This window comes from Streptomyces sp. NBC_01317, from assembly GCF_035961655.1.
Taxonomy (GTDB): Bacteria; Actinomycetota; Actinomycetes; order Streptomycetales; family Streptomycetaceae; genus Streptomyces.
In genome coordinates, this window is record NZ_CP108393.1 from 1,144,927 (window position 1) to 1,161,314 (window position 16,388).

Below are 16,388 nucleotides of genomic sequence, written 5' to 3' on the forward strand. Positions count from 1 at the left end.
GTCAAGGCCCTACTCCGGTACGCGAGGGACCTCGCGGAGGTCCGGGAAGCCCGGGAGCAGGCCGTCCTCCCGGCGCCTGATCTGTGACATCAGCTCCGCCGCGAACGACTTGATGGTGTCGAGACCCGTGCGCCCCCAGCGCCGGGGCTCGGTGTCGACCACACAGACCGTGCCGAGGGCCAGGCCCGTACGGTCGATGAGCGGGGCGCCGAGGTAGGAGCGGATCCCGATCTCGTCGACCAGGGGGTTGCCCGCGAAGCGGGGGAAGTCGCGGACGTCTTCGAGGACGAGCGCCTTGCGCCGGACGACGACGTACGGGCAGTAGCCGTGATCACGGGCCATGAACCGCTCGCCGCCCGTCCCCCGCTCGCCCTCCGTCCCCCGGGTCGTATGCAGCCCCGCGAAGAACTGCCGGTTCTCGTCGATGAAGTTGACCATCGCGTACGGAGCGCCCGTCATCTGCGCCAACTGCTGGGCGAAGGCGTCGAAGGCGGGCTCCGACCGCTCACCCAGCCCGAGCCGCCGTAGTCGCTGCACGCGGTCGGGCGCCTCCTGGTCGACGGGCGTGAGCAGCAGGCGGGCGATCGGGTCGTACCTCATGCGGGTGCTCCGTCGCTCGGGAACATCGGGGGCTGCGGCGTCATTCGGCGTGCTCGGGCGCGGGGTCCGGAGCCGACATCGGGATCGGCTTCGGGATCGGGGTGAGGCTCAGGCTCGCGGCGGCACCGGGATGGGGGGAAGAACTCGCACCCGGCCCCACACCCGCACCGGGCGCGGGACTCACGGCGGCCGTCGCCGTGAGCAGATGCTGGACGAGCGTGACCAGCGTCTGGATCCCGGAGCTGGCGATGCGCGCGTCGCACAGCACGATCGGCACGTCCGGTCTGAGGTCCATCGCCGCCCGTACCTCTTCCGGTTCGTAGCGGTACGAACCGTCGAACTCGTTGACGGCGACCACGAAGCCGATGCCACGCTGCTCGAAGAAGTCGACTGCGGAGAACGAGTATTCGAGCCGCCGCGTGTCCGCGATGACGATCGCGCCGAGCGCGCCTCTCGACAACTCGTCCCACATGAACCAGAAACGCTCCTGGCCCGGCGTCCCGAAGAGATAGAGCACGTGCCGGTCGTCCAGGGTCAGCCGCCCGAAGTCCATGGCGACCGTCGTGGACGTCTTGGCCTCGACCCCCGTCAAGTCGTCCGTAGCCGCGCTGACTTGTGTCAGTAACTCCTCCGTGCTCAGCGGCGCGATCTCGCTCACCGCCCCCACGAAGGTCGTCTTGCCGACCCCGAACCCGCCCGCGACCAGAATCTTGAGGGCGGTGGGAAAGGATTCGGAGCTGAAGGATTCAGAGCTGTCGTCGTAGGCCATCGAGCACTGCCTCCAGCAGGGAAACGTCGGTGGGATGGTCGAAACTGTCCGGTGGCCGAGCGGTGATCGCTCCACAGTCCACCAGGTCGGAGAGCAGTACCTTGGTGACGGTCGCGGGCAGCCGCAGATGCGCCGCGATCTCCGCCACGGAGGTCGGTCTCTGACAGAGACCGACGGCCTGGGCGTGCTCGGGACCCAGGTGCGCGTCCGGCACCGAGCCCGTGGACATCACCAGCGTCAGCAGGTCCAGGGCCGTCGTCGGCCGCGTCCTGCCCCCGCTCACGGTGTAAGGACGGATGAGCCGGCCGGCTGCCTCGTCCAGCCACGGCCCGTCCGTCGTGGCCGACACGCTCACAGCCCCCCCGTGCCACTCGGGGTCGTACCCGCCACCTGTCTCAGGGGGGTGATCAGGTACGGCCGTACGCTCTTGACCAGCATCGCCATCTCGTAACCGAGGACGGCGGCGTCGGCCTCCCGGCCGGCCAGCACGGCGAGACAGGTGCCCGAGCCGGCCGTCGAGACGAAGAGCAGGGTGGAGTCGAGCTCGACCACGACCTGGCGGACCTCACCGCCGTCGCCGAACCGGATGCCGGCGCTCCGGCCGAGTGAGTAGAGGCCGGAGGCGAGGGCGGCCATGTGGTCCGCGCTGTCGGCGTCCATGCCGTGCATGGACCTCACCAGGCCGTCGGAGGAGAGCAGCACCGCGCTGCGGGTGTACGGGACACGTTGGACCAGACCGCTGAGCAGCCAGTCGAGGTCGGAGACTTGGCCGGTCGGGACATCGCTCGCCATGGTGCATCTACTCCTTGGAGGTGGTGTCGTGGCGCTGCGGTTCCGGCTGTTCCGGGAGCGGGTCCGACAGGGGGTCCGGCAGGGGCGCCGACAACGGATCGGACAACGGATCCGGCCCGAAATCCCGCAGCGGGTCCGGCGGCGCCTCCGCCCGGGGGCCGGAGACGGTGGGCTGGGATTCGGCGAGGTCGATGCCGCGCTGGAAGGCCGCCATGAGACCGGGGTCGTGCAGGACCGGTTCGGCGGCGGGTGCCGGGGCGGGCCGGTCCCGCAACTGCGGGACCAGGTGCTCCTGCCCCCGGCGCCTGGGCAGTTGGGGTCTGCTCGCGGTGGAGTGGAGGGTGCCGTCGGCGCCGGGCTCGGACGACGGGTAGGTCGGCACGCGCGCCGCGATCCTGACCTCGGAGGGGGCGGCGGAGGAGCCCGCGGCGTCGGCCGACTGCTGCCTCGGGTGCGTGACGCCGGGGCGCGCTGCGGCCGGCGTGGGGCGGTCGGGCCGCTCACCCCGGACGGGCAGCGGGGCGGGGACGCCGGAGCCGGGCGCGCGGTGCGAGGGGCGCGGCGGTGTCTCGTACGTCCGCTGCCGAGCCTGGGGTACGGGTGAGGGCGCCACCGCCGGGGGCGGGGGTACGGCAGCGGCGGGCGCGGCCGGGACCGTACCCCTGACCGGACCCGTCACTCCCACATCCGAACCCGGACCCGGACCCGGACCCGAACCGGCACCCGCTCCCATCGGGCCGGCCGCAGCCACGTCCCGCCCGTCGGGAGCCGACGGATCCCCGCCCAGCAGCGCCTGCGGCAGGACGAGCACCGCCTGGATCCCGCCGTAGATGTTGGACTGCAACCGCACCGCGATGCCGTGCCGGCGCGCCAGCGCGGAGACGACGAACAGTCCGATGCGGCCGTCCTGGAGCAGGTGCGCGACGTTGACCTGGTCGGGGTCGGCGAGCAGCCCGTTCATCTTCTTCCGCTCGTCGGACGCCATCCCGAGCCCGCGGTCCTCCACCTCAATGGCCAGACCGGCCGTCACATACTGCACGCGCAGCAGGACTTGGGTGTGCGGGGCGGAGAACAGGGTGGCGTTCTCGACCAGTTCGGCGAGCAGGTGGATGACGTCGGCGACGGCGTGGCCGCGCAGCGTGCCGTCGATCGGCGGCACCAGTTTGATCCGGGGGTACTGCTCGACCTCGGCGATCGCGGACCGCAGCACCTCGGTCATCGTGACCGGCTTGCTCCACTGCCTGCGGGAGATCGCGCCGCCGAGGACGGCGAGGTTCTCCGCGTGCCGGCGGATGCGGGTCGCCAGATGGTCGACGTGGAAGAGCCCCTTCAACAGCTCCGGGTCCTCGACCTCGTTCTCCAGGTCGTCCAGCAGCTGGATCTCCCGGTGGACCAGGGACTGGAGGCGGCGGGCGAGGTTGACGAACACCTCGACCTTCTGCTCGTTGCCGACGCTGCTGGAGAGCCGGGAGGCCTGCACGACGGTGGTGACAGCCGTCTCCTGGGACCGCCTCAATTCCTCCGCGAGCAGGTCGAATTCGTCCCCGCCGACGACTGCGGGCGGTGGCGTACGGCGCGGGGGCACGCGCTCGCCACGCCTGAGCTGCTCCACGACGGCGCGCAGGTCGGCCTGTCCGCGCGCGCTGGACCGGCGCAGGGCGTTGCAGCGGTCGATGAGCGACCGCGCGGTGCGTTCCGCGCCGAGGGCGGCCGCCGCGACGGCGGCGAAGGCGACCAGCGCCATGCCGAACAGGGCCGCCCAGACCACGAGGGTGGGCTCGGCCGCGGTGGAGCGGAAGATCAGGACCACGGCGGCCGCGCCGCTCAACGCCGCGACTATCGCGGGCAGAACGGCGGTGCGCAGGAGTTGGGGACGTATACGGGCGTCCGGTGGTGCGGGCCTGTTCCGCCGGCCCGGGGAGGAAAGCGAACGGTCGCCCGGCCGGCCGTGCCGCCCGCCTTCGCGGCGGTCCGGCCGCGCGGCGGGTGCGCGAAGTTGAGACATCAGTGTCCTCGGTACGTGGGGCCCCAGGAATCGGCGTTGCTGGTGGTCGGCTGCGGCGCCGACGTCGGGTCCGGCGCATGCCGCTGGAGCCCTCCGTTGATCACCGCGCACTCACAGTAGTCGCCAAGAGTTCGGGCGCGGTGGACAGTTGACGAAGTTGCCCACAGAGCATCCCGCTCCGGTATGAGGCATCGCACACCAGCACGAATGCCACGGACCCCACGAACGGCCCCGCTCTACGCGCCCGGGGTCGGCCACCCGGGGGGTGTCCGCTGCCCGGAGGGCAGGATCACCGAACGGGTCAGGTGACGCGGCCGGTCCGGGTCGAGTCCGCGCAGATCCGCCAGGGCGAGTGCGAGGCGCTGGATCCGTACCAGCTCGGCCAGGGGGTCGAGCCGGCCCGCCACCCACAGTCCGCCGGTCGCCGTGACCTGCTCGGCGAGGCCTTCGGGGGCCGGCCCGAGGATCCACGTCGCCGTGCCGCCGGTGGTGATGCTGATGGGCCCGTGGCGGTACTCCATGGCCGGGTACGCCTCGGTCCACGCGAGGGCCGCCTCCCGCATCTTGAGCGCCCCCTCCTCCGCGAGACCGACGGTCCAGCCCCGCCCGAGGAAGGTGAACTGGGCGCAGTCCACAAGATCCGCGGGAAGGGGCTCGGCAAGAGCCGTCCTCGCGTCCGCGACAACGGCGTCGCCATGCAGCCCGAGATGGGCACGGAGCAGGGTCAGGGCGGTGGTGGCGAACCGCGTCTGGACAACAGACCGTTCATCGGCGAAGTCGAGGACAATGAGATCGTCCGCGGCGGTACGGACCGGAGTCCGCGGATCCGCGGTGATCGCGGTGGTACGGGCGGAACCGCGCACGCCCGCGAGCAGGCGCAACACCTCGGTGGTGGTGCCGGACCGGGTCAAAGCGACGACCCGGTCGTACCGGCGACCGGCGGGGAACTCGGACGCGGCGAAGGCATCGGTCTCCCCCAGCCCGGCACCCTCCCGGAGCGCGGCGTACGCACGCGCCATGAAGAACGAGGTGCCACAGCCGACGACGGCCGTGCGCTCGCCAGGAGCGGGCAGCTCCTCCTTGAGACCGCCGGCCAACGCGGCCGCCCGGACCCAGGATTCAGGCTGGTCTGCCAGTTCCGTCTCGACAAAGCTCATCATGTCTCCCCACTATGATTGTTTCTGCATGCTAGTTGAGGTTTCCAATCAACACCAAGCACCGAAGGAGACGCAGTGAACCGGCACGAACGGCACACCACCCTGCTCGACCTCCTGGCCGAGCGGCATCAGCTGGAGGTGGAGGCGGTGGCCGCCGAGCTGGGCGTGTCCGTGGCAACGGTCCGGCGCGACCTGGACCACCTGGGCGAGCAGCAGTTGCTGACACGGACGCGCGGCGGAGCCGTGGCGCACTCGGTGTCGTACGAACTACCCCTGCGCTACCGGGCGGTACGCCACGCCTCCGAGAAGGAACGCATCGCCCGAGCAGCCGCGGCACTGGTCCGCCGGGGCATGGTGGTGGGCCTCAACGGCGGAACAACAACGTCGGAAGTGGCAAGGACACTGGCAACCCGCGGCGACCTGACAGGCAGCGCCGCCGACCCGGCACTCACGATCGTCACCAACGCGCTGAACATCGCGCACGAACTGGCGGTCCGCCCCCACATCAAGATCGTGACAACCGGCGGCGTAGCAATGCCCCAGTCGTACGAACTGGTAGGCCCGCTGGCCCGCCACCTCCTGCAAGAGGTCAGCCTGGACATGGTCTTCCTGGGCGTGGACGCCCTGGACGCCCAAACCGGAGCCACAGCCCACGACGAACGCGAGGCACAAGTCAACGCCCTGCTGGCAGAAAGAGCACAACACGTCGCAGTAGTGGCGGACCACTCAAAACTGACCACCCGGGCATTCGCCCGAATCTGCCCCCCAGAAGCGATAAACACCCTGATCACCGGCACAGAGGCAAAACCCCTGACCCAACCGTTCCAGGAACACGGAACAAGGGTGATCCACGCCTGACTTCCCCAGCCGAACCACCCCAGAAAAGACAGTCCCGCGCACGCCACCCACCGACCATGAGGTTCTGGCAGCAACCACAAAAAGCCGGCCAAGACGACGGGTGCCGACCGATCACCCGCCACGTGTGCCTCGCTCAGCCCCGCACCGGCACCAGCCAAGAAATCTCTGTCGTCACGACCCCGGCCAAGCACAAAGCCCAGCGGTCACCCCTTGGCCGACGACGCAGTCTCGGCGGTCCCAGCCGCCCCCGTCGCACCAGCACCAGCTTCCGCTTCGACGTCGCCCCCCACCTCAGGAAGCGCAGGCCACCCCCCGGACGGTGTCACCGCCACCGGACGCCACCACGGCGTGGCCGGGACGGCGTCGCCGCCCGGTTCGAACGGCTCACCCGGCCGCGGCAGCGCGATGTCGGCACCCGCCTCCGCCGCCGCCGTGATCGTGCCCTCGCCGGGCTCGGACCACGGGTGCGGGGCGAGGTTGAAGGTGCCCCAGTGGATGGGCAGCATCACGCCCGACGGGCGGCCGCCCTGAAGGTCCAGGTGGGCCTGGATGCCCTCGGCCGGGGTCATGTGGATGTCCGGCCAGTACTCGCTGTACGCGCCGATCTGGATCATCGTCGCGTCGAACGGGCCGTGTTCCGTCCCGATGTCCTTGAAGCCGGGGAAGTAGCCCGTGTCGCCGCTGTGGTAGACCCGGTGCTCGGGCCCGGCCGCGACCCAGGACGCCCAGAGGGTGACCTGCTGGTTCCGCAGGCCCCGCCCGCAGAAGTGCCGCGCGGGGGTGGCGGTCAGGTTGATCCCGGCGACCTCGGTGGTCTCGTTCCAGTCCAGCTCGCGCAGGCGCGACGCGGGCACACCCCACTTCTCCAGGTGCGCGCCGACGCCGAGCGGGACGGCGAAGACGGTGTCGGTGGAGACGAGCGCCTTGATCGTGGGCAGGTCAAGATGGTCGTAGTGGTCGTGCGATATCACGACGACGTCGACGGGACCGAGCGACGCGAGCGGTACGGGCACGGGGTGCAGCCGCTTGGGTCCCGCGAACGCGAACGGCGAGCAGCGGTCGCCCCAGACCGGGTCGAAGAGCACGCGCCGCCCGTCGATCTCGGCGAGCACGCTCGAATGGCCCATCCAGGTGACCCGCAGGCCGGAGGCCGGGGGGGTCGCCAGCTCGGCGAGGGTCGTCGGGTATACGGGGATGGTGCCGGCGGGGGCCCGCAGGGCCCGCGCCTCCTTCTCCAGATACGTCTTCGCCAGATCCTTGCCGACGCCGGACGGCCTGATCCGGGCACCCACCGGGTTCTGGAAGACACCGTCGGCGAAATTGGGCGAGCCGAGAATCCGCTCCAGCCGCTTCCCCGCCGAATCGGCCCCGAAGGCCGCGGGTCGCAGCGAGCGCAGTCGGGAGCGCAACGAAGGGGGAGAAACAGCGCCTGTCACAGCACCTCCTGGAGGTTCGGTGTCGCCCCCATTATGGCCGGGGACGTACGTGCGTGCGGGTCGAGCGGGACAGGACGTCCCGCGCTCCCGAACACGCGTATGCAACGTCCACGCTGCCCCCGGGATTCCCGGGCACGCCTCGGATCCGGAATCAAAATCGACTCTTTGACAAGCCCGCCCACCCCCTGCCGGACCGCCCCGGAACCCAGGCCGCCCCGGGGCGTGGCCGCAGGCCTCACAGCCGTACTGTGACGGCGAACGGACGTCCGGAACCGGAAAGGCAGACGGTGGCCCAGCAGCAGACCGAGCAGACCGATCAGTCCGATCAACCCCCACAGCCCGTACCCGCAGAAGCGGACCAGCAGGAGGACGGGTCCGGCCCGCCCCCGCTCGACGTGCTGGTCATCGGAGGCGGCGGGGTGGACACCGTCGTCCGCGTGAACTCGCTGCCCGTCCCGCTCGCCGATTCCGTCGGCGTGGGTCCGATCCACGAATGGCCGGGGCACACCGGTGGCAATGTGGCGCTCGGCTGCCGGACCCTCGGGCTGGGGGTGAAATTCCTCGACTTCCTCGGCGACGACTGGCCCGGCGAACAGGTCCGCACCCGGCTCACCGACGGGAACGTGGACTTCGAGACCCTGCCGTCGCCCGCGGGGACCCGGCGCGCGGTCAATCTGGTCGACAAGACGGGCCGCCGGATGTCGTTCTTCGACGCCAGGGACCCGGATGACCTCCGGATGCCGCGTGACTTCTACCTGCCGCACCTGCGGCGCGCCCGCCATGTCCACCTGTCCCTCACCCACTTCACCCGGTTCCTCTTCGACGACATCGAGGCGCTCGGGGTGCCGGTGTCGACCGACCTCCAGGACTGGAACGGTCTCGACGACTACCACCGGGAGTTCGCCTTCCGCGCCGACCTGGTGTTCCTCAGCGCCGCCGGGGCCCGCGAACGCATAGCGTCCGTGATGCGGGAGATCCTGCGCGAGGGCCGGGCCGAGGCCGTCGTCGCGACGGCCGGTGCGGGTGGTTCGTACCTGATGACCCGCGAGGGCAGCCGGACCCCGCGCCCGGTGCGGGCCACCGCCCCGCCCGCGCCGGTGGTGGACTCCAACGGTGCGGGGGACGCGTACCTCTCCGGTTTCCTCTACGGCCGGCTGGCCGGGCGGGACCTCGAAGCCTGCGCCGCGCTCGGCGCGGTGGCGGGTGCCTACGCCTGTACGGGGCAGGGCGACGCGGGCCTGATCGGACTGGACCAGCTGCGGGCGGCGAAGATCTGACAGCGCCGCGCCGGTGCGGCGGCTCAGGTCTGCCGCACCGGTTCGTACGCCTCGGACGACAGTCCGAAGGTCCATGCGACGCCCTCCTTGGCGGTCCTGGTGGTGGGTGGGACACGCAGCCAGTACGTACGGCTCGTCCCGTCCGGCTCGGGGGTGGAGTTGACCACCTCGACCGTCACGACGTCCTCGTCGTCGGAGAGGGCTATCCGCCACAGGATGCCCGTCTCGTCGCGGTGCACCGGCTGTGCGCCCGAGTCCGCGAGGAACCGGTCGTAGCCGTAGTGCTCCAACATGACGCGGCGCAGCTCGGCGTTGCTCTCGCCGCGTATCCGCTCCGGCGTCAGGGACGCCAGCTCGTCGAGGAATTCCGCCGGAACCGGCATGCCACGCCAGGCGTACAGGGCGAAGCCGTCCGGGTAGGCGAGGGCGGGGCCGTCGGAGCGGTCGAGCCGGCCCGCCTCGTCCCGGTGCAGGTCGACGGGGCGTTCGCAGATCACCACGGCGTTCTCGTACGGCCACCACCAGCCCGCGTGCCTGGCCACCTCGGCGAGCCCTTCGAGCCGCTCGCCGCACCCGTCGAAGGCGACGAGCCAGGCGGCGTCGTGCTGTCCGAGGACGGCGTCGAGCAGCACCGGGCGGATCTCCTCCGCCTCCTCCGGCTTCCCGGCGAGTGTGTCCACCACGCCGCTCCGTATCCGCTCGGCGAGCGCCCGTGTGGTGTCCCAGAGCCGGGCGCCGGTGGTGTTCCAGTGCGCGGCCCAGCCGGCGGGGCCCAACGCGTCGTGCATCCGCCGCCGTTCGGCCGCCCAGGGGCCCGTGCGCACCGCGTCACGCACGGACCGTCCCCGGCCGTCGAGCGACCGGACCGCCGTCACCCCGGCCAGGGGCGACTCCACCCAGATGATCCGCTCCGGCTCCGCCAGGCCCGCCGTGCGGTACGCCAGCCGTACGCCCCGCTCGGCCGCCGCCCGGTCCGCCGCGCCCGTCGCCGCCGCGACGCCCCGCCATGTGTCCACGTCATTCATGTCCGCTGCCCCGTCTCCCCTGTCCGACCAGGTCTCCACGCGCCCGTGCGCCCGTGTGCCTCGTATGCCCGTGCTGTCCCGTGTCCGTGCTGTCCCGCCGCCCCCGCGCGGCCCTGCCCGCCGTGCTCAGTCCGCGACGACCCGCACCGATCCCGGCAGGTACTCCCGCTGGCGCACCACCCGGAACCATCCGCGCGGCAGTGGTATCGCCGCGTGTTCCTCGTGCACCACCCGCCCGCCCTCCGGGAGATGGAGCAGCATCGGCCCCTCCGCCGAGCCCGGTTCACGGATGAGCCGGCCGCGGCCGGTCACGGCGTGGGCGTGGCCGGTGACCTCGCCGAGCGCCAGGACCAACCGGCCCCGCCCGTCGCGCGGTTCACCCACCGCGTCCGCGGCACCCGACGGCACCGACTCCTCCGCCACGGGCATGATGAGCACGTCTCCCTGCCGGAACATGGCTATCCCCTCGTCGGCGGCGCCGAGTGCGCCGACCTGTGAACGACGCTAGAGGCAGGGTCTGACAACGGGCCCCCGGCGACGGTGGAGGCACGCGCTCCACCCGCCCCCGCGAAGGGCGTTGTCAGTGGGAGTTGGTACAACTTCTCGCACACACCCACCGACCAACGCCGCACGGTGTCTGGAGCCTTCATCATGGCCATTTCCCACCACATGCAGGAGCTGTACGGCCTGCCCGTCCTCGACTTCCCCGCCGGGGACACGAGCGGGGAGCCGGCCGGCGGGCTCCCGGCCGCCGCGTCCGTGGCCTGGCGTATCTCGGTCGACTCGTACGACGCGGACGAGGCGTGGGAGGAGGCGTTCGGCCGCTTCGCCAAGGCCGTGGACCTCGGCGAGGTCAGGGCCCTGGTCGTCGGCTCCTGGAGCGACCCCTACGACTCGGACCCCGAGGACGTGGTCAACGCCCTGGTGGCGATCAGTCGCCAACTTCCCCGGCTGCGCGCGCTCTTCCTCGGTGACATCACTTTCGACGAGTGCGAGATCTCCTGGATCAACCAGGGTCTGGTGACACCGCTGCTCGACGCCTTCCCCGCACTCCACGAGTTCGGGGTCCGCGGCGGGCAGGGTCTGCGGTTCCCCGCCGTGCGGCACGAGCGGTTGCGCTCCCTCACCATCGAGACCGGTGGCCTGGACGCCGAAGTGGTACGGAGTGTGGCGGCGAGCGACTTCCCCGCCCTGGAGCGCCTGGACCTGTGGCTCGGCACGTCGTGGTACGGCGCGAACGCGGAGATCGCCGACCTCGCGCCGGTCCTCGCCGGGTCCCGGCTGCCCAGGCTGCGGTACCTGGGGCTGCGCAACAGCCAGATCCAGGACGAGATAGCCGCCGCCCTCGCGGGCGCACCGGTCGTCGCGGGCCTGGAGACGCTCGACCTGTCGATGGGCACGCTGGGCGACGACGGCGTGGCGGCGCTGCTCGCCGGACAGCCGCTCACCCACCTCAAGAAGCTCGACCTGCACCACCACTTCGTGGGCGAGGCGATGCGCGAGCGGCTGCGCGCCACCCTCGGCGCGGCGGGCGTGGAGGTCGACCTGTCGGACCATCAGGACGAGGAGGACCGCGAGGACCGCTACACCGCGGTCGCGGAGTGACGATGATCCCGCCCCGTCGCCTTGTGGTGGTCGGCAATCCGGCCAACCGCCGCGTCACGCTGTTCCAGGACGCCGTACGGGCCGCCGGTCTGCCGCCCGCCCGGGTGGTGGCCTGGCGCGACGTGCTGGGTCCGGACGGCGCTGCGACGGCCGGGTTCGCGGCGGGAGAGACCGTACGGATCGATTCGCCGGGCGAGGACCGGGAGGTCGAGCTGCTGCTGCGCGGGGCGGGTGACCCCACCAGGGTGGAGGGCACGGCCCGTTGGTACGGACGCTTCACGGCCGCCGCCCACACGCTGGCGCGCGAGGCGGTCGCGGCCGGAGCCGCCGTCCTGGACGATCCCGGTGAGCTGGCGGTCCTCTTCGACAAGCGGCTCTGTCACGGTGTGCTGGACCGCGCCGGGGTGCCCGTCCCGCTCTCCCCCACCTCAGGACCCACCGCGCCCGCCGTGTCCGGCTGGGCCGACGTGCGGGCCCGGATGGCGGAGGCCGGGCTGCGGCGCGCCTTCGTCAAACTGGCCCACGGCTCGTCGGCGTCCGGCGTCCTGGCCGTCGAGACGGCCGGCCCTGGCCGGGTCCGTGCCACCACCTCGGTCGAACGCGATGCCGGGGGACGGCTGTTCAACTCGCTCCGGGTGCGGTCCTACACCACCGAACGCGAGGTGGCGGCGATTGTCGACACCCTCGCACCCGACGGTCTGCACATCGAGCGGTGGCTCCCCAAGGCCGGGCAGTACGGCCGGGCGGCCGACCTGCGGGTCGTCGTGGTCGCGGGCCGCGCCACCCACGCGGTGGTACGGACCAGCCGCTCGCCCATGACCAATCTGCACCTCGGCGGCACCAGGGGCGATCTTGACGCCGCCCGCGCCGCGATGTCCGCGGCGGGCAGCGGTTTCGGCGAAGCGCTCTCGATCTGCGAGCAGGCCGCCGCCTGCTTCCCCGGCACCCACTGCGTCGGGGTCGACCTGCTGCCCTTCGCCGGCTGGCGGCGCTTCGCGGTCGGCGAGGTGAACGCCTTCGGCGATCTCCTGCCCCGCCTGACCGGGCTGCCGGGGAGCGGCGCCGAGGGCCTGGACACGTACGGGGCGCAGGTCGCCGCCCTGGCGGACGCCCCCGGGGTACGGGGAGGGCGGGACCGTGTCGGCGCCTGACATGCACCTCGATGGGAACAGTGACCTGAGCCCCGACATGAATCCCCACCTCGACCCCGACGTGAATCCCGACATGAACGACGTCGTGGGCCGGGACGACCTGCTCCTCGTCACCCTCGACACCCTGCGCTTCGACGTGGCGCAAGAGCTGGCCGCGGCGGGCCGGATCCCGCATCTCGCGCGCCACCTCCCCGCCGGGCGCTGGGAGAAGAGGCACGCGCCGGGCAGTTTCACCTATGCCTCGCACCAGGCGATGTTCGCCGGGTTCCTGCCCACCCCCGCGTCCCCCGGCCCGCACCCACGGCTGTTCGCCGCGCGCTTCGCGGGCAGTGAGTCCACCGCGGGCCGGACCTTCGTCTTCGACACCCCGGACCTGGTCTCGGGCCTGGCCGCCGCCGGCTACCGCACGGTGTGCGTGGGCGGGGTCGGGTTCTTCAACCGGCGGGGCGCGCTCGGTTCGGTCCTCCCCGGCCTGTTCCAGGAGAGTCACTGGGAGCCGGAGTTCGGCGTGCCCTCCCCCACCTCGTTCGAGGCGCAGGCCGCCCGGGCGGAGGAGGTGGTCGCGGCCCTGCCGGCCGAGCGGCGGCTGTTCCTGTTCGTGAACGTCGCGGCGCTGCACCAGCCCAACTGGTTCCATCTGCCCGGCGCCACCCGCGAGGCGGGCGACTCGCGCGCCACCCACGCGGCTGCCCTCGAATACGTCGACCGGCACATCGGGCGGCTCTTCGCCGCCGCGAGCAGCCGCCGCCGGTGCTTCACGATCGTCTGTTCCGACCACGGCACGGCGTACGGCGACGACGGCTGGACCGGACACCGGCTGGGCCACGACAGCGTCTGGACCGTGCCGTACGCCCATTTCTTCCTGGAACCGGGGGCCCTCTCATGACCGATCAGCACCGACTACCCGACCAGTACCCACCGACCGACCGGCACCGCCCTCGTCCGTACGAGAGTTACGTCTACGCCTACCCGCACAAGACGGCGTACCGCGAGCTTCCCGACCGCCCCGCACTGGCCGACGAATGGGCGGGCGAGCGCAAGGACGCGCTCTCCCTCTATCTCCACATCCCGTTCTGCGAGGTGCGGTGCGGCTTCTGCAATCTCTTCACGCGGATCGGCGCACCCGGCGAACTGACCACCCGTTACCTCGACGCGCTGGACCGGCAGGCGGTCGCCGTACGGGACGCGCTGGGCGACAGCGAGCCGCTGCGGTTCGCCGCCGCCGCGTTCGGCGGCGGCACCCCCACCTTCCTCGACGCGGGTGAGCTGGAGCGGCTGTGCGACATCGCGGAGAAGCGGACGGGCGCCGATCTGCGGGCTGTTCCGCTCTCGGTCGAGACGTCCCCGTCGACGGCCACCGCCGACCGGCTGGCCGTCCTCGCCGACCGGGGCGCCACCCGGCTGAGCATCGGCGTGCAGAGCTTCGTCGACGCGGAGGCGCGAGCGGCGGTGCGACCGCAGCGCCGCGCCGAGGTCGAGGCGGCGCTCGGCCGGATCAGGGACGCCCGGATCCCGGTCCTCAACATCGACCTGATCTACGGCATCGACGGCCAGACCGAGCGGTCCTGGCGCCATTCCCTGGACGCCGCGCTCGCCTGGCTCCCCGAGGAGCTGTATCTCTATCCGCTGTACGTGCGCCCGCTCACCGGCCTCGGCAGGACGGGCGGGGACGGTGGCCACCGGGAGACCGACAGCGCATGGGACGAGCGGCGGCTGCGCCTCTACCGGCAGGGCCGTGACCATCTCCTCGCCGAGGGGTACGAGCAGGTGTCGATGCGGATGTTCCGCCGGCCGGGGTCCCCCGCGCAGGGGCCGGACGACCACGCCTGCCAGACGGACGGCATGATCGGCCTGGGCTGCGGCGCCCGTTCGTACACCTCGCGGCTGCACTACTCCTTCGACTACGCGGTCGAGATGCGCGAGATCCGGACCATCATCGACACCTACACGGAGACCCAGGACTTCTCCCGCGCCCTGGTGGGCCACCGCATGGACGGCGACGGCGACGAGGCCCGCCGCCGCCACCTGCTCCAGTCGCTCCTCCAGGCCCAGGGCATGGAGACGGCCGACTACCGCGCGCGGTTCGGCAGCTGCCCCGCCGACGACTTCCCCGCAGAACTGGCCCGGTTCGAGGCGTACGGCTGGCTCGACGCCCGTACGGGCCCCGGCCTGCTGCGGCTCTCCCCCGAAGGGCTCGCGCACTCCGACGCCCTGGGCCCCGCGCTCTTCTCCCCCGCCGTACGGGCCGCCATGGCCGCGTACGCGGTGAAATGAGGCCCGCGATGGACCTGACGATCCTCTACCGCGGCCCCCTCGCGTCCTGCGACTACGACTGCCCCTACTGCCCGTTCGCCAAGCGGCGGGACAGCCGGGAGCAACTGCGCGCCGACCGGACCGCCCTCGCCCGGTTCGCCGCCTGGGCCTCGGAGCCCACGGACGACCGGCTGTCGGTGCTCTTCACCCCCTGGGGCGAGAGCCTGGTCCGGTCCTGGTACCGGCGCACGCTCACCGAGCTGTCCCATCTGCCGCACATCCGCCGGGTGGCCGTCCAGACGAACCTGAGCTGCCGCACCGACTGGCTGGCGGACGCCGATCCGGAGACGCTCGCCCTCTGGTGCACCTACCACCCGGGACAGACGCCGTACGACCGTTTCCTCGCCAAGTGCCGTGATCTGGCCGCCCGTGGCGTGCGGTTCAGCGTCGGCGTGGTCGGCCTGCCCGAACACCTGGAGCACGCGCGCCGGCTCCGCGCGGAGCTGCCGGAGCACGTCTATCTCTGGATCAACGCGGCCGAGGGGCACACGTACGGCGACGAGGAGGCCGCCCTATGGACGGACCTCGACCCGCTGTTCCCGTACAGCCGCCATCCGCACCGCTCGGCCGGACTGCCCTGCCGCACGGGCGAGTCGGTGATCTCCGTGGACGGCGACGGTACGGTACGGCGCTGCCACTTCGTCCGCGCCGAGCTGGGCAACCTGTACGACGGTTCGTACCGGGCGGCCCTCGGCCCCCGGGGCTGTCCGCTCGCCGTGTGCGACTGCCACATCGGCTATGTGCACCTGGAGACACTGCCGTTGTACGACGTGTTCGCGGGCGGGGTCCTGGAGCGCGTCCCGGCCGACCGCACCGCACAGGCCGCCCCCGTACCGGTGTCCCTGTCCATATCCCCGTCCCCCTCCCCCTCCCCCTCCCCCTCAAGGTGAATCAGCACTTGAGCGGCAGCAGATCAGGACGCTTGGCCGCCACGTGATCACCGGAGGACTCGCCGCGCAGCCGCCGCCCGATCCAGGGCACCAGATGCTCCCTGGCCCAGTGGATGTCGTCGCGCCGCACCTCGAACGTGCCGCGCGGCGCCTGCGGCGGCCACGGCTGGTCCGGGTCGGCGGGCACGTCGAGGCCGAGCACCTGCCCCGCGCGCAGCGCGACCCGGGTGTGACCCTCGGGTGACAGATGGAGGCGGTCGCTGTCCCAGGCCCGCCGGTCCTGGACGGACCTGAGCGACCACAGGTCGAGGACCGGGCAGTCGTACCGGTCGGCGATGGACCGGACATGCGCGGTGTACGTGGCGATCTTTCCGCGCAGATGCCGCAGCACCGGGACGTTCCTGGGGTCGAAGCCGGTGGTCACCATGACCGTGCCGACCGCGCAGGACAGGTCGGCGACGGCCCGCTCGAAGCGCTCGGCGACGTCGTCGGGGTCGGACACGGCAGCTG

15 protein-coding genes and 2 pseudogenes are annotated in these 16,388 nt (G+C 72.0%); 7 read left to right on the forward strand and 10 right to left on the reverse strand.

All coding sequences use genetic code 11. The annotated features are described in order from the left end of the window. Positions 1-9: 9 nt before the first annotated feature. The 6 genes and pseudogenes from OG349_RS04860 to OG349_RS04885 form a co-directional block, all read right to left on the reverse strand. The gene (locus OG349_RS04860; RefSeq protein ID WP_327233403.1) at positions 10-600 is read right to left on the reverse strand and encodes a GAF domain-containing protein; all 591 of its coding nucleotides are present in this window, start codon (positions 598-600) and stop codon (positions 10-12) included. Positions 601-760: 160 nt separating this feature from the next. Continuing rightward, a pseudogene (locus tag OG349_RS04865) lies at positions 761-1,369 on the reverse strand (GTP-binding protein); the annotation flags it as partial. Further along, positions 1,347-1,718 carry a DUF742 domain-containing protein gene (locus OG349_RS04870; RefSeq protein ID WP_327233405.1) on the reverse strand — a complete coding sequence of 124 codons (372 nt, stop codon included), beginning with the start codon at positions 1,716-1,718 and terminating at the stop codon, positions 1,347-1,349. The gene OG349_RS04870 and the pseudogene OG349_RS04865, both read right to left, overlap by 23 nt. Positions 1,719-1,720: 2 nt before the next feature. Next, positions 1,721-2,161, reverse strand: coding sequence for a roadblock/LC7 domain-containing protein (locus OG349_RS04875; RefSeq protein WP_327233406.1), 441 nt, complete (start codon positions 2,159-2,161; stop codon positions 1,721-1,723). 7 nt (positions 2,162-2,168) lie between these two features. Further along, a complete protein-coding gene (locus OG349_RS04880; protein ID WP_327233407.1) occupies positions 2,169-4,166 on the reverse strand; it encodes a sensor histidine kinase in 1,998 nt (665 codons plus the stop codon). Between the two features lie 236 nt (positions 4,167-4,402). Further along, entirely contained in the window at positions 4,403-5,323 is a 921-nt protein-coding gene (locus OG349_RS04885) for an SIS domain-containing protein (protein ID WP_327238446.1), read from the reverse strand. A gap of 75 nt (positions 5,324-5,398) precedes the next feature. Between OG349_RS04885 and OG349_RS04890 the strand changes: the two genes are divergently transcribed. Then, entirely contained in the window at positions 5,399-6,181 is a 783-nt protein-coding gene (locus tag OG349_RS04890; protein ID WP_327233408.1) for a DeoR/GlpR family DNA-binding transcription regulator, read from the forward strand. 203 nt (positions 6,182-6,384) lie between these two features. Here the strand turns inward: OG349_RS04890 and OG349_RS04895 are convergent, their stop codons facing one another. Next, positions 6,385-7,617: an MBL fold metallo-hydrolase gene (locus tag OG349_RS04895; protein ID WP_327233409.1), complete on the reverse strand. Its 1,233-nt coding sequence runs from the start codon at positions 7,615-7,617 to the stop codon at positions 6,385-6,387. Between the two features lie 398 nt (positions 7,618-8,015). On the opposite strand from OG349_RS04895, the gene OG349_RS04900 reads away from it, so the two are divergent. Then, positions 8,016-8,894: a carbohydrate kinase family protein gene (locus OG349_RS04900; RefSeq protein WP_327238447.1), complete on the forward strand. Its 879-nt coding sequence runs from the start codon at positions 8,016-8,018 to the stop codon at positions 8,892-8,894. Between the two features lie 23 nt (positions 8,895-8,917). Here the strand turns inward: OG349_RS04900 and OG349_RS04905 are convergent, their stop codons facing one another. Then, entirely contained in the window at positions 8,918-9,919 is a 1,002-nt protein-coding gene (locus tag OG349_RS04905; RefSeq protein WP_327233410.1) for a DUF6745 domain-containing protein, read from the reverse strand. Between the two features lie 126 nt (positions 9,920-10,045). Beyond that, entirely contained in the window at positions 10,046-10,375 is a 330-nt protein-coding gene (locus tag OG349_RS04910; protein ID WP_327233411.1) for a hypothetical protein, read from the reverse strand. Positions 10,376-10,570: 195 nt separating this feature from the next. Between OG349_RS04910 and OG349_RS04915 the strand changes: the two genes are divergently transcribed. From OG349_RS04915 to OG349_RS04935, 5 genes are all read left to right on the forward strand, one after another. Beyond that, complete coding sequence (locus OG349_RS04915) at positions 10,571-11,524, forward strand: STM4015 family protein (RefSeq protein WP_327233412.1); 954 nt, start codon at positions 10,571-10,573, stop codon at positions 11,522-11,524. Positions 11,525-11,526: 2 nt separating this feature from the next. Beyond that, positions 11,527-12,675 (forward strand): STM4014 family protein, encoded by a 1,149-nt coding sequence (locus OG349_RS04920; protein WP_327233413.1) that lies wholly within the window; start codon positions 11,527-11,529, stop codon positions 12,673-12,675. Between the two features lie 73 nt (positions 12,676-12,748). Beyond that, entirely contained in the window at positions 12,749-13,561 is an 813-nt protein-coding gene (locus tag OG349_RS04925) for an STM4013/SEN3800 family hydrolase (protein ID WP_327238448.1), read from the forward strand. Further along, positions 13,558-14,949 (forward strand): STM4012 family radical SAM protein, encoded by a 1,392-nt coding sequence (locus OG349_RS04930; RefSeq protein WP_327233414.1) that lies wholly within the window; start codon positions 13,558-13,560, stop codon positions 14,947-14,949. The genes OG349_RS04925 and OG349_RS04930 overlap by 4 nt, the downstream gene beginning before the upstream one ends. An 8-nt stretch (positions 14,950-14,957) precedes the next feature. Then, positions 14,958-15,878, forward strand: a complete 921-nt coding sequence (locus OG349_RS04935) for an STM4011 family radical SAM protein (protein WP_327233415.1) — start codon at positions 14,958-14,960, stop codon at positions 15,876-15,878. Between the two features lies 1 nt (position 15,879). On the opposite strand, the pseudogene OG349_RS04940 reads toward OG349_RS04935, so the two are convergent. Then, positions 15,880-16,377 (reverse strand): annotated as a pseudogene (locus tag OG349_RS04940) (GDSL-type esterase/lipase family protein); the annotation flags it as partial. Positions 16,378-16,388: the final 11 nt, after the last annotated feature.

Bases quoted from the DNA above. Each gene is read 5' to 3' on its own strand.
- OG349_RS04875 (WP_327233406.1), bottom strand. From the start codon at position 2,161: ATGGCGAGCGATGTCCCGACCGGCCAAGTCTCCGACCTCGACTGGCTG.
- OG349_RS04910 (WP_327233411.1), bottom strand. From the start codon at position 10,375: ATGTTCCGGCAGGGAGACGTGCTCATCATGCCCGTGGCGGAGGAGTCG.
- OG349_RS04930 (WP_327233414.1), top strand. From the start codon at position 13,558: ATGACCGATCAGCACCGACTACCCGACCAGTACCCACCGACCGACCGG.
- OG349_RS04860 (WP_327233403.1), bottom strand. From the start codon at position 600: ATGAGGTACGACCCGATCGCCCGCCTGCTGCTCACGCCCGTCGACCAG.
- OG349_RS04920 (WP_327233413.1), top strand. From the start codon at position 11,527: ATGATCCCGCCCCGTCGCCTTGTGGTGGTCGGCAATCCGGCCAACCGC.
- OG349_RS04935 (WP_327233415.1), top strand. From the start codon at position 14,958: ATGGACCTGACGATCCTCTACCGCGGCCCCCTCGCGTCCTGCGACTAC.
- OG349_RS04905 (WP_327233410.1), bottom strand. From the start codon at position 9,919: ATGAATGACGTGGACACATGGCGGGGCGTCGCGGCGGCGACGGGCGCG.
- OG349_RS04880 (WP_327233407.1), bottom strand. From the start codon at position 4,166: ATGTCTCAACTTCGCGCACCCGCCGCGCGGCCGGACCGCCGCGAAGGC.
- OG349_RS04915 (WP_327233412.1), top strand. From the start codon at position 10,571: ATGGCCATTTCCCACCACATGCAGGAGCTGTACGGCCTGCCCGTCCTC.
- OG349_RS04925 (WP_327238448.1), top strand. From the start codon at position 12,749: ATGAACGACGTCGTGGGCCGGGACGACCTGCTCCTCGTCACCCTCGAC.
- OG349_RS04885 (WP_327238446.1), bottom strand. From the start codon at position 5,323: ATGAGCTTTGTCGAGACGGAACTGGCAGACCAGCCTGAATCCTGGGTC.